The organism is Staphylococcus sp. Marseille-Q1834 (assembly GCF_916858875.1).
GTDB lineage: Bacteria > Bacillota > Bacilli > Staphylococcales > Staphylococcaceae > Staphylococcus > Staphylococcus pragensis.
Genome location: NZ_CAKASN010000001.1, coordinates 1,486,882 through 1,500,614, shown reverse-complemented (window position 1 = coordinate 1,500,614; position 13,733 = coordinate 1,486,882). Strand labels below are relative to the sequence as shown.

The 13,733-nt window shown below is 31.7% G+C and carries 10 protein-coding genes and 1 pseudogene; 5 read left to right on the top strand and 6 right to left on the bottom strand.

What is annotated here, in order from left to right; translation table 11 throughout:
- Window positions 1-46: 46 nt before the first annotated feature.
- A complete protein-coding gene (gene mqo, locus LIX58_RS07320; protein WP_154837825.1) occupies window positions 47-1,525 on the bottom strand; it encodes a malate dehydrogenase (quinone) in 1,479 nt (492 codons plus the stop codon).
- A gap of 326 nt (window positions 1,526-1,851) precedes the next feature.
- On the opposite strand from mqo, the gene LIX58_RS07315 reads away from it, so the two are divergent.
- A complete protein-coding gene (locus LIX58_RS07315) occupies window positions 1,852-2,997 on the top strand; it encodes a glycosyltransferase family 4 protein (RefSeq protein WP_226386221.1) in 1,146 nt (381 codons plus the stop codon).
- 70 nt (window positions 2,998-3,067) lie between these two features.
- On the opposite strand, the gene LIX58_RS07310 is transcribed toward LIX58_RS07315, so the two are convergent.
- A complete protein-coding gene (locus LIX58_RS07310) occupies window positions 3,068-4,669 on the bottom strand; it encodes an L-lactate permease (protein WP_154838434.1) in 1,602 nt (533 codons plus the stop codon).
- A gap of 401 nt (window positions 4,670-5,070) precedes the next feature.
- Between LIX58_RS07310 and LIX58_RS07305 the strand changes: the two genes are divergently transcribed.
- A complete protein-coding gene (locus LIX58_RS07305) occupies window positions 5,071-6,762 on the top strand; it encodes a CDP-glycerol glycerophosphotransferase family protein (protein ID WP_154838435.1) in 1,692 nt (563 codons plus the stop codon).
- Window positions 6,763-6,829: 67 nt separating this feature from the next.
- Here the strand turns inward: LIX58_RS07305 and LIX58_RS07300 are convergent, their stop codons facing one another.
- Entirely contained in the window at window positions 6,830-7,345 is a 516-nt protein-coding gene (locus LIX58_RS07300) for a GNAT family N-acetyltransferase (RefSeq protein ID WP_154838436.1), read from the bottom strand.
- Window positions 7,346-7,532: 187 nt separating this feature from the next.
- Between LIX58_RS07300 and LIX58_RS07295 the strand changes: the two genes are divergently transcribed.
- Entirely contained in the window at window positions 7,533-7,757 is a 225-nt protein-coding gene (locus LIX58_RS07295; protein ID WP_103297060.1) for a twin-arginine translocase TatA/TatE family subunit, read from the top strand.
- The gene (tatC, locus tag LIX58_RS07290) at window positions 7,702-8,454 is read left to right on the top strand and encodes a twin-arginine translocase subunit TatC (RefSeq protein ID WP_226386220.1); all 753 of its coding nucleotides are present in this window, start codon (window positions 7,702-7,704) and stop codon (window positions 8,452-8,454) included. The genes LIX58_RS07295 and tatC overlap by 56 nt, the downstream gene beginning before the upstream one ends.
- 88 nt (window positions 8,455-8,542) lie before the next feature.
- On the opposite strand, the gene LIX58_RS07285 is transcribed toward tatC, so the two are convergent.
- The 3 genes and pseudogenes from LIX58_RS07285 to efeO all read right to left on the bottom strand — a co-directional run bounded on the left by LIX58_RS07285 (window position 8,543) and on the right by efeO (window position 12,346).
- A complete protein-coding gene (locus LIX58_RS07285; RefSeq protein ID WP_226386219.1) occupies window positions 8,543-10,273 on the bottom strand; it encodes an FTR1 family protein in 1,731 nt (576 codons plus the stop codon).
- Window positions 10,254-11,480 (bottom strand): annotated as a pseudogene (gene efeB, locus LIX58_RS07280) (iron uptake transporter deferrochelatase/peroxidase subunit). Before efeB ends, LIX58_RS07285 begins: the two are co-directional and overlap by 20 nt.
- Window positions 11,477-12,346 (bottom strand): iron uptake system protein EfeO, encoded by an 870-nt coding sequence (gene efeO / locus LIX58_RS07275; protein WP_126565631.1) that lies wholly within the window; start codon window positions 12,344-12,346, stop codon window positions 11,477-11,479. Before efeO ends, efeB begins: the two are co-directional and overlap by 4 nt.
- A gap of 346 nt (window positions 12,347-12,692) precedes the next feature.
- On the opposite strand from efeO, the gene LIX58_RS07270 reads away from it, so the two are divergent.
- A complete protein-coding gene (locus LIX58_RS07270; RefSeq protein ID WP_154838439.1) occupies window positions 12,693-13,691 on the top strand; it encodes an acryloyl-CoA reductase in 999 nt (332 codons plus the stop codon).
- Window positions 13,692-13,733 lie beyond the last annotated feature (42 nt).

Genomic DNA, 13,733 nt, shown 5'->3' with positions numbered 1-13,733 from the left:
CTATTTAATGAATTCACTTTCATTAATAGATATCCGCTTCTATTTATTATTTTATATTTAAATATTTTTGTACTTCTTTATGAACTGCTCTATATACATCTTCATGTTCAGTTAATTTCAATCCAAATGAAGGTACCATTTCCTTAATCTTTGGAATCCAACCTTTGAATTCTGCACCATAGCAACGTTGTAATAAATCTAACATAATATCTACTGCAGTAGATGCCCCTGGTGAAGCGCCAAGTAATGCAGCTAATGAGCCATCATCTGATGTGATAACTTCTGTACCGAATTGTAAGTTACCTTTACTATCTTCTGTATCTTTAATCACTTGTACACGTTGACCCGCTACAATAACTTCCCAGTCTTCATCTTTCGCATTTGGTAAGAAGACACGTAAGTCATTCATACGCTCTTTATGCGTTAACATAAGTTGAGAAACTAAGTATTTCGTTAAGTTAAATTCTTTTACACCCGCTGTTAACATTGTAACCACGTTATTTGGTTTAACAGAACGAATTAAGTCTAAGTTTGATCCTGTTTTTAAGAATTTAGGTGAAAAGCCTGCAAATGGTCCAAATAGTAATGAACGTTCTCCAATTACAAATCGAGTATCTAAATGAGGTACTGACATTGGTGGTGCGCCTACGTCTGCTTTACCGTAAACTTTCGCATGATGACGTTCAATGACATCTTTGTTTGTACAACGTAAGAACAATCCACTTACTGGGAAACCACCAATATGTTTAGATTGTTTAATACCTGTTTTTTGGAGTAACGGTAAACTTGCGCCACCTGCACCAATAAAGACAAATTCTGATTCATACGTATGTTGTTGACCAGATTTTAAATCTTTAACTGTCACTTTCCAGTTACCGTTATCTAACTTTTCAATATTTTCAACTTCTTGTTTATATTGCACTTCTACATTGCGTTCTTTTAAATTAGAAATTAATTTCTTTGTTAATGCGCCGAAGTTAACATCTGTTCCTGATTCATCACGAGATAAAGCAATTGGTACGTTAGAAGTTCTACCTTCAATCATTAACGGTACCCATTCTTTCATTTTTTCTCTATCTTCAGTAATTTCCATTTTTTCAAATAAAATGTTTTTTTTCAGTGTTTCCACACGGCTTTTTAAAAATCGAACATTAAAAATACCTTTTACGAAACTCATATGTGGCACAGATTGAATAAAATTACCTGGGTTGTCTAATTGGCCTGTTCTTACTAAATGTGCCCAAAACTGTTTTGATACTTGGAATTGTTCATTAATCTTAATGGCTTTATTAATGTCTACAGAGCCATCTTTACCTTCTTTAGTATAGTTTAATTCGCATAATGCTGAATGTCCTGTACCAGCATTATTCCATACGTTAGAACTTTCTTCTCCTGATTGTTCTAACTTTTCAAAGATTTTGATTTCTTTGTCTGGAGATAATTCTTTTAACAATGTACCTAATGTTGCGCTCATAATTCCGCCACCAATTAAGATGACATCTGTTTTGCTATGTTGTGAACTCATAACAACACAGTCCCCCTTTTATAATCACATCTTTAGTCGATAAGTTAAGACCCTGGCCTAATTAATTAAAACGCTTTCTTTTTCTTATAAAAATTTTTAATATTAATTTTACGTAAAAACGTAAATCGACTTTTTAATAACTACTCTAATTATATACATAATTTCTCATTGAAAAAAGTGTTTATACTAATTATTACATTATTTAAGTTACTGTTTCCTATTTACACTAAATTTACTTTTATTAAGCAATGCGCTATTTAATAGCTATTACTCAGGAAGTCACACATGCTATAATCTTTTTAAATTAAGAAATTTGAGGTGTAACCATGAAATCATTTACTTTTTTAATGCATAATATTTATGCTTTAGGCGGTACTGTTAAAGCAGTGACTGAACTTGCTAATACACTATCAAATAAAGGACATCATGTAGAAATCATTTCTATCTTTAGGGCTGCAGATAAGCCTTACTTTGAATTAGATGACGCAATTCATGTTAAAACGCTAATCGATTATCGCTTGAAACCTCAAAATGTCGGCTCGATAGTAATGAATCGTTTAAATCGTTATACACCTTTTTTCAAGCCAACTCGGCTATCAAAATATGAGCCCGGCTTGAATCAATTTTCAAGCTATATAGAACGTAAGATAATCAAAGCGATTAAGCAGGTTAATACCGATGTGTTAGTTGGTACGAGAGCGAGTTTTAATATATTAATTGCCCAATACCATTCTGCAAATATTACGACTGTTGGTATGGAACATATGAATTTAGAGGCATATCCGAAAGCGTATCAAAGTGAAATTATCAGTGCTTATAACCAATTAGATGTGATTACTACCTTAACTGCAAATGATCAACAAAAATATAAAGAGCTTATAACTACGCCAGTTTTTACTGTACCTAATATTATTAATGTTCAATCACTTCCCATTGTCAAAGAAAATATTATTATGAGTGCTGGAAGATTAGAGTATGAAAAAGGCTTTGACATTTTAATAGAAAGTATTCAACGAATTCAAAATACAGTGCGTCAATCTCACTTTAAAGTTGAATTATATGGAGATGGTCAAGAACGTGCGAAGCTTCAACAATTAATTGATAATTATAAACTCACTGATATTATTACACTTCATCCTGCTACTCAACAGTTAAATGAGAAATTAGCACAAAGTAAAATCACTGTCGTACCTTCACGAAACGAAGGATTTGGGATGGTCATTTTAGAAGCGATGGCACAGGACAATATTGTGATTAGTTTCAAAGATACTTTAGGTCCTGCTAGTTTAATTAATCATGGCGTAAATGGTTATTTAGCTGATTATGCAGATGTTAATTCTCTAGCGAAATATATAGACCTTACAATCAACCATCTCGACCTTAATGACAATGTGATAACAGAAGGCCATCATACAGTTGAACAATATTCATCAGACAAAGTTTATGCCAAATTCGTATCTGCTATTTCATAAAAAATTTAAATTAAGACATAAAAAAATTGTAATTTGAGCAACATCGCTCAAATTACAATTTTTATTATGCTTATAAGAATAATGAAAGTAGGAATGTCCAAATACAGATAAAGATTAATAATCCAATACTATAACGTAAAGTCATTTTAAGTAATTCTGATTCTTTACCTACTTCTTTAACGGCTGCTGTAGCAATTGCAATTGATTGTGGTGAGATTAATTTAGCAGCTACCCCACCAACTGTATTAGAAGCTACAAGTAATGAACCGCTAGTACCAATTTGTTGCGCTACTGACGCTTGAATTGGAGCAAATAATGAGTTGTTATTTACTACTGATCCTGTCATAAATACGCCAATCCAACCTAAGATTGGTGATAATACTGGGAAGACATTTCCTGCTTTGGCAATACCTTGACCCATTGCAGCACTTAAACCACCGTATGTTGTAATTTTAGAGATAGCTAAGATGAAACAAATTGTAAGAACTGGTAACCATAATTCTTTAAATGTAACGCCAAATAAACGACCTGCATCACCAAAGCTTACTTTTTTCGCCATTAATACTGTAATGATAATAGTTAATAAGATCGCTGTACCAGTTTGACCAATAAAGTTAAATGTTAAGATAATTGGTTTATGTGCAACTTGGCTAAATGTACCTGGTAAATTAAAGTTGAACACTAATGAAGAAAGTGCGCCATTTGGTAAGAATAATTTTTTAAAGAATGAAGCACTCCAAATCATAACAATAACAGTTAAAATTATGAATGGACTCCATGCGTACATAATTTCTTTTACACTATGATGTTTAACCGGTTCAGGTTCGACATCTTTTTGTACACGATAAATATTTTTTGGTTGGAATTTTCTAGAGAATAAAGCTAAAGCTCCCATTGTAACTAAAGGTGGGATAATATCAGCTAATTCTGGACCACTGAATACTGTTAATAAACCTTGTAAAACTGTGTATGTGACTGAAACAACTAAGATAGCTGGTAATGTTTCTTTAATACCTTTAAAACCATCAATAATAAAAATTAATAAGAATGGAATAAAGAAGTTAATAATGGCTAAAGTTAATGTAGATGTTTGAGAAACGCCCATCGCATGTACACTACCTGGTAAATGTAAAGTATCAACTACACCTACTGGAATACCAATAGCACCAAAAGCCCCAGAAGCTGCGTTAGCAACTAAGCAAAGCATCGCTGCTTGTAATGGTCTAAATCCTAGTTGTGATAATAACAATGCACAGATAGCAATTGGTACACCAAATCCTGCTGCACCTTCTAAAAATGCGTTAAATGCAAAACCAATAAGTAAAAGTTGAATACGTTGGTCTTGTGAAATACTAGTAATACTATCTTGAATTGTATTAAATTGTCCTGATTCTTGAGTGATTTTGTATAATAGTACGGCCATCATAACAATGTAACCAATTGGAATGATACCTTGATAGAAACCTTCTACAACTGCTCCAGAAGCAATACCTACTGGTAATTTGAAGAATGGCACAGCAATAAGTAATGTCACTACTAAAGTAGTAATAGCAGCATAAATACCTTTCATTTTAAAAACAGTTAAACATAATAAGAATAAAATAATAGGAATTGCTGCAATTAAGCTAGATAACACTAAGTTATCGAAGGGGTTGAATGTTTGAACTAACATAATTTTGACTCTTCTTTCCTTATTTTTTTAATGAATCATCTAGAGCGTTCAGCTGGAAGAGGTCTGGACGTCCACTACGACTATTTCAACCTCGTACAGTTCACTACATAATTAATATTTTGTCGACAAATTAATCATGCTAGATTTCACAATTTTTATATTGTGAACTTTTTCACAATTAGAATATAACACCTTTTTATTTAATTGACAATACTATATAGCGTTTTTAACTAAAATTTTGTGATTTTTTTAACAAATACAATAAAATTAAAATTTTTCATTGATTTAAGTATTAGATGAATTACAACCATTCTCTTTTGCATGTCTTTGTAACTATGATTTTTTTTAATGCACGTGGTAAAATATATATATGAAATTTACGAGCAAAAGGATAATGTATGATGATTAAACAAATAAACATTTCTAATATGGCACATCTTGAGCTACAACTTAATAAAGCGAAATCGGCAGGGTTTTCACATTTTATTCCATATTCTAATGAAATTAAAATCAATCAAGATATGCTTGAAGCCGTGGCTTTATCAAATCACTCTATTGCAGTGGATTATACAATTGACGGCTTATATTTAAACGATTGTCGATATTTTGGTGACGATAAACTTACGTTTTTATCTTGGATGAAAAATATTAATCATTATCCCAATTTTATTTATAATATCGATGCAACACTTTTACACTTAGCTAAATATGATATTCACTCTATTATGGATTTAGCGGTTATTACTGCTTTGAAGAATGAAGTAGATATAGATGGTCATGTTGTTTTTGACTTCAACGATGAAATGCCAACTAGCAAAGCATTTTGGAAATCTTTAGATACGCGTGAAGTTAAATTGATTAATCATTTTGACTTAAATAAATTAGCTTATATACATGGCCATTCAGTTCCATTTAATAAATTTAGATTTCCTGGCAAAGAAGATGAAATGCGTTTTGCTGAAAGTTGGTTAGTGACTACTAAATTTAAATTACCTAAATGGATGTATCATAAAATGCATCAACGTGCTGTTAAAAATCATCGTAATTTGAGCTATGTTTATCAAAAAGATAAATCTCAAGTGAAAGATCATGTTGTTTTCTTAGGCTTTGATTATGGTTACAGAGGAAATTCAAAGTATTTATTTAATTATTTCGTTAAACGTAACCCTACTACTGAAGCATACTTTATAACGAACGATCGTCGTGGTCCTTATTTCGTACCTCCTGAAGCGGAAGGAAATAAAGAATTAATTGAGAGTGCTAAAATCGTAGTCATTGAGAGTTATATACCTGACGACTATAAACCAAATGGTACAGTTATCCAATTATGGCATGGCACGCCTATTAAAAAGCTATTTTTAGATAGTCATGAACCAGATCAAAATAAAAATATTTATAACTATAAAGCGCGTAAATATAATAAGTGGTTACAACAAGATTACTTTTTATTAGATTCTGCTAACTCACAAGGCTTGTTTGAAACAGCTTTTCCAAATCAAAATACGCAATTTATTACATATGGCTATCCAAGAATCAGTCACTTATTACATAATCTTAATGATCAAAGTCATCATAAAAAGGTCAAAGATGAACTTGGTATAGAACGTACAAAACCAGTATTATTATATGCGCCTACGTGGCATGCAACTGACAGAGAAGAGGCTACTTTGACAATTACACCTGAGCTACTAGAACAATATGATGTAGTTTATAAAGGTCATGTTGAAAGTAAGGCCCAAGTGCCAGAAGAAGTGATTGAAGCGCCTAGTCATATTGAAACTCAAGATTTATTATTAATTGCTGATGTAGTCTTAACAGATTATTCTTCAATTATTTTTGATGCTTTAACGATTGGGAAAAAGGTTTGCTTGTTCACACCTAATCATGAAGCTTACGAAGATGAACGCGGGGTATATGAGGATGTGATGCACAGTTTATCTAATGTATGGTATACAGATGAAGAGGCATTACTTAACGATTTAATTAATCACACGTTAGCTGATATCACTCACCACCCATTAGTGAATGAGAATAACCAATCTTTAAAAAAATTAACACAACTTATGCGTGATATTTTAAATGACGTTCACTAATAAAAAACGTTAAGATTCTAACTTACGAATCTTAACGTTTTTTTAGTTAACTATATCAAATACACCTTTAAACATTTCGTTCCATAATAAGGTCTGTATCTATAATATCGCCATTCACAAAATCATGCTCACCAGTCACTTCAAAGCCATGTCGTTTGTAAAATGCTAATGCATTATCATTGTATTCCCATACCCCTAACCATATTTTGGACTTGTGATGTTCATATGCTTTCTCAAGTGCTAATTTAATAAAAGCATTACCTCTTCCCCCACCTTGATGACCTTTATAAAAGTAGATACGTTGTATTTCTAAATAGTCAGCACCTTTGGGTTCAGTTTGAGCGTCATTAATATTTAACTTTAAATATCCAGCTATTTCGTTATCTACTTTATAAAAATAATGAAATGAATTGGGGTTATCTAATTCAGATAGTAATATTTCTTCATTATAAGTTTCCTCAAAGAATTTTTGAAAATTTTCTTGTGAATACTCTCCTTTAAACGTTTCGTAAAATGTCGTTTCTGCTATACGTCTTAACTCAGTTACTTCATTTTTGTGTATCTCTTCAATGTGTTCATTCATATTACTACGCCCTTTCCCCATCTATATTAGCTTTACAAGCATTGAAACACGACGTGCCTTGCACGCTGATTTTAATAAGAATAAATTATAATTAATTTGTGAACGTCTTAAATTACTATTGATAATATTTATCAATGAGTATAAAGTATAGTTGATATAAGTATAAATTAGAGTGAGGTTTTTTCAAATGTTTCAAGATTTATTTGTAGTAGGTATCACTGGACCAACAAGTCTAGTCGTTATCAGTATTATCGCTTTGATTATTTTTGGACCTAAAAAATTACCACAATTTGGGAGAGCAATTGGAAGCACTTTAAAAGAATTTAAATCTGCTGCTGAAAATTTAGATTCAGATGATGTACACGATACTCCCAGTAAAGAGTCAAAACAACAACGAGAACAATCAAAATAATTCGACATTGCTAGAACACTTTGATAAATTAAGAACACGAATCGTCAGAGTGTTTATTGCTTTTATTATCTCAACTATCATTGTTTATATTTCATCACACTGGTGGATGAAACCATTTATTCATTATATTAAAAGGGCACATGTAACACTGCATGCATTTTCATTCACTGAAATGATTCAAATATATATTATGATTATTTTCTTTGTGGCGCTATGTTTGATTATGCCTTTTATCTTTTATTATTTATGGGCATTTATCGCACCTGGCCTCCATCCACATGAACGTCGATTTATTTACAAATATAGTATTTGGTGTGCTGTATTATTTATTATTGGAGTAGCATTCGCATTTTTCATTGTCTTTCCACTAGTTATTAATTTCTCATTAACCCTTTCAACCGTTTTAAGCATTCAACCCGTGATAGGGTTTCAAGCCTATTTACACGAATTAATAAGATGGTTATTAATCTTTGGTGTTCTATTCCAACTACCCACATTATTTTTAGGCTTAGCCAAATTAGATTTAGTAGATGTTAATGAACTCAAAACATACCGCAAATATGTTTATTTTGGATGCTTTGTTGCAGCAAGTATTGTTGCGCCACCCGATTTAACTTTAAATTTATTGTTAACATTACCATTAATTATTTTATTTGAATTTAGTATGATTATTGCTAAAGTTACACAACGAAATTAATCTTTAAATCGGCATAACTATACAAAAATCCTCGAACATGGTCATTATTTTAATGCCTTGTTCGAGGATTCTTTATATTATTTATTTTTTATTTAACGCGTTGTGCTTTCTTATCTTTTCTATTTTTGAAAATGAAGAAAATAATTAACACAATGTAAATTAATTGAGCAACAATTGTTTCAACTGTTGGGTAAAAACCTATGAAACTAATTGTTGGTAAACCTTCAATACCATGATGTGGTACAGTACCTAATAATTGTAATTTTTGAATACTTACACCAAGCATCTTGAATGCCATAATAAAGATTAAAATTGAAAGCACTCTAAAGATATAATAAATTGGTATAAGTTTTACAATAAATCTAAATAGCAATGCAAATATAATTAAGATCACAATTGCTAAAGCGATACCAATTACAAAATCTGTAGTAGTAATGCTACCAATCATACCCATATAGAAGATAATAACTTCTACACCTTCACGTAAAACTGAAATTAAACCAATTGTTCCTAAAAGAACAAGGTTGCCATTACTAATAGCATTTTGGTACATATTTTGAATCATATCATTCCAACGTTTCACACTTGAACGACGATGCATCCAAATACCGACTACGTACATAAGAATAACTGCAATGATACCTAGCGTAGCTTCCATTCCTTCACGTAAGATACCGTTATTTCCTAATGTTTGAATGAACACAACTGCTAACGTGATACTTAGTATTAAACCAAGAATTGCACCACCAATAACACTTGTAGTACCTTTAACGTTACGTGTCATTGTAGTTAATGTCATGATAATTAAGAGTACTTCAAGACCTTCACGTAAGAAGATAATCATTACATCAACAAATGAATAACCTTCTTGACCTACTGTATCTTTAATATCTGAATTGATTTCTTGTAAGCCTTTTTTTACTCTATCTTTATTACTATTATCTAAAATACTTTGATAATATGGAATTTTATCTTCGATAGTTGTATATAATGAACCATTTTTTGTTTGAATTTTACCTTCAACATATGGCCATATTTGTACGAATTTAGATAATGCTTCATCAGCTTGATTTAAGTTATTATCATCAATACCTTTAATTGCTTTATCCAATTCATCATTTAATTGTGACGCTTTGTATTGACCAGATTCATCACTAGATTGTTTTTGATCTACAGTATCAATGCTAGATTTAAACGTATTCCAAGCATTTTCAACTTTCTTCGTATCTAATGGTTCTTTTTGCGTAGCTACACGAAGTTGCATTAAATTCACTTCGATTTGTCCATATTTACCTTCATCATAGTTACGAATTGCAGATTCATGACTTGTCCAAATTTGGTTTAAACTATTATTTACTGATTGTAATTCAGACGCATTTTTGGTTTTAATCGCTTTTTTAACTTGTGGATCTTTAGAATCAACTTGTTGTTTTAGCTCTTTAATTTCTCCTGAAATATCAGATGATGATTCTATATTTTCATAAGCAATCAATGATTTAGTTAACTCTGAAAGTTGATCAGCTTGTTTATCGGTCGAAGAAGTATGATCTAAATCTTTTAATTTAGATTTAACCTCTTTACCTTCTTTATTATTTTTAATATTTAAATCATTAACTTTAGATTTAATCTCTTCTACTGCTTTTTGTTTCTCTTTATCACTTTTACTCTTATCTTGTAGCGTTGACTTTGCATCTGTAATAGCCACATAAACATCACTAATTGAGTTATCATCTGCAGCGTATACCGGTGTTGTTGGAATTCTTAGCACTGTGAAAAGAAGTGCCGCTACTAAAAGGAGTTTAATCGAAAAGTGTTTCACCTAAATAGCCTCCTTTTTGAACACCTGGTAATACAAGAAATGATGCAGAACCTTTATGTGTAATATATTCATTTAATTTGTCATTATGACCTAAATTATGCTGAATATCGATGAATTGTTGCGTAGATTTTTGGAAACAAGTAAAGATTAACCCTACTTCTAAATTACCAGTCTTCGCATTAGTACCATCACTATAGTTATAAGCACGACGTTTAATAGATGTGTTAGCTTCACGTGCTAATCGTGCATGAGCATTTGGATCGATGATGTAATTACCACTCGCATCTTTCGCTTTTAAATCTAAATTATCAAATTCTTTTTTACCTGTTAAAGGTGCGCCAGTGTCACGTTTACGTCCGAATGTTGCCTCTTGTTCTTCTAAAGACGTGCGATCCCACGTTTCAATATGAATTTGAATACGTCTTACAATGCAATATGTACCGTTTTTAGCCCAACCGTCATCAATGAAGACATATTTTTTAAGTTCATCACTTTTAGTAGGGTTTACAGTACCATCTTTGAAAGCCATTAAGTTTCTAGGCGTTTCTTTTAATTTTCCTGAAACGAAACCGTTTTGAGATCATCTCATTTTGACTATATCTCTAAAAGGTCTAACTAGATTATGAACTGCGTGGAATGACACTTGTGGATCATTTGAACACGCTTGAATCATAATATCTCCATCACTATACTCATCTTCTAATTGATCATTTGGAAAATGAGGTAAATCTTTAAAATCTTTCGGAATTTTAGATGACATACCTAATTTTTTCAAAAATGATTTACTTACGCCATAGGTTAACGTCAATCTACTTGCGCCTAAACCAATAGATTCACCTGTATCAACTGGAGGTAATAACGCATTTTGACTGTCTTTTTCAGCTGGCGCACCATCTGTCATGTTGACAGACATGTCCGTCCATTTTTTAAACATTTCTTTAATTGCGCTTTTATCCTTACTTTTTAAATCTAAAGCTACAAAAGTACAATTCTTCTGTGTAGGTGTTGTAACTCCAGCTTGTACACGTCCATAAAACTCGAAAGCATCTTTACTCTCATCTTCTGGTGTATCGAACATCGATTTAAATGAAAAGATACTTCCAACGCCACTTGCACCAATTACTGCTCCTGCTCCACCAATTCCAAGCATTTTCAAAAATGAACGTCTTGAAACTTGTGTGGATTGTTGATCGTCTATTTTACTCATTCTGTAACCACAGCCATTTTACTTAACGGTTCACCAAGTGAGTTCACTGCATCTGATAATGCTTTTCTATCTTCTTTAGTTACAGCGCTGTAGTCTTTAAATCCGTCGCCGTCTTTATATTTATCTAATAAACTATTCACTTTATCAAAGTTCTTTTGAATATCATCGCTTAATTTTTTATCTTTCTTCACTAATTCAGGTTTGAATAATTCATAGATTTTTTGAGCACCTTCAATATTTGCTTTAAAGTCATATAAGTCAGTATGTGAATAAATTTCTTCTTCACCAGTTATTTTTGAAGTAGAAACTTCATTTAATAAGTCAACTGAACCTTGTAACATTAATTTAGGTGTAATATCTAAAGTATCAGCTTTAGCGTCCAACTCTTTAGCATCTTTTAATAATTGATCAGCATCTTTTTTTGTAGTGTCATCAATTTTGTTATCTTGGAAAAGTGATTTTTCAATTTTATGATAACCACTCCACTCGTCTTCTTTCTTTTCTTCTTTCATATCTGCTAAACGTGCATCAATCTTAGGATCTAAATCACCAAATGCTTCAGCAACTGGTTCTGAACGTTCATAGTACATACGTACTTTAGGATAAAGTTCTTTTGCTTTTTCCATATTGTCATTTTTAATTGCAGATACAAATTCTTCTGTACCTTCTAAGAATTTATCTAATTGATTATCTGTATATTTTTCGTATTCTTTCGTAGCTTTGTTTAAAGCCGCATTATTTTTACTACTACTAGAACTTTGTGACTGATTGTCTTTTTTACTATGGTCATTATCTCCATTATTACCGTTACCACATGCAGCTAATAATAATGATGATGCTAATAAGATAGTTGGTAATTTCTTCATAATCTTTCCACCTCAATAAAATATAGGTGATTATTCAACCGCTACTGATTTTTCATATTTATAATAATCATTTTATATAATATGTGTTATCTCAAAATCTCAATGATTATAGTAGGTTTTTCTTATCCAGTTTCAATTGATAATCATTATCAAAATAATTATATGTTTGTCTACATATTGTGTCAATAACAATTCTATTTTAAGTTTAATTACCATAAATTTTATCATTTGCCTTATTACTGATAATTAAAATATAATGATTCAATAAGATTTTCTTAGCATACTATCTCAATGAGATGGGTAAACAATTTATGTCTATTAATAACTATTAAAGGAGTCATAAGATATGAGTACAGAATTTAAAGCATTTTTAGTTGATAAAGACAAAGATGGCAACGTGAAGAGTGACTTTAAAAAGATGACAACCGATGATTTACCTGAAGGTGAAGTGTTAATTAAAGTCCATTATTCAGGTATTAATTATAAAGACGCATTAGCTACAACTGATAACAATAATATAGTCAAATCATATCCAATGATTCCTGGTATTGATTTAGCAGGAAAAGTAGTAGAGTCTAGTGATCCTACAATTGAAGAAGGCGAAGAAGTCATTGTTACAAGTTATGACTTAGGTGTAAGTCATTACGGTGGTTTCAGTGAATACGCACGTGTTAAATCTGAGTGGGTTGTAAAATTACCAAATAATTTAACTTTAGAAGAAGCTATGATTTATGGTACGGCTGGTTATACTGCTGGCTTAGCTATTGAAAAGCTAGAAAAAGCTGGCTTTATGACACTTGAAGGCGGTAAAGTGCTTGTACGTGGCGCTTCAGGCGGTGTTGGTTCACTTGCGGTACTAATGTTATCTAATTTAGGATACAAAGTGGTTGCAAGTACAGGCAATAAAGAAGCGGCTAAAAAAGTGGAAGACTTAGGCGCTAAAGAAATCATTGATCGCATTACTGAAAATGATGAGGCATTATTAAGTTCTCGTACTTGGCAAGCGGCTATCGACCCTATCGGTGGCGAAGGTACACCTTATGTTATCAATCGTATTGATAATAACGGTGGTGTAGCGCTAATTGGTATGACTGGAGGCGTCAAATTTAACGCGACAGTCTATCCATTTATTTTAAGAGGTGCAAGTCTTGTCGGCATCGACTCTGTCTTTACACCTATGAAATTACGTGAGCGCGTATGGCGACGTCTAGCCACAGATTTAAAAGCAGATAAATTACAAGAAATTAAGCGTTCAATTTCATTTGATGAATTACCTGAATCTATTGAAAAGGTATTAAATCATGAAAATACAGGTCGCATTGTTATAGATTTCAATGCTGAATAAATATTTGAAATAAAAAGAGCGAAATTCGCAAGTGTCTGCACT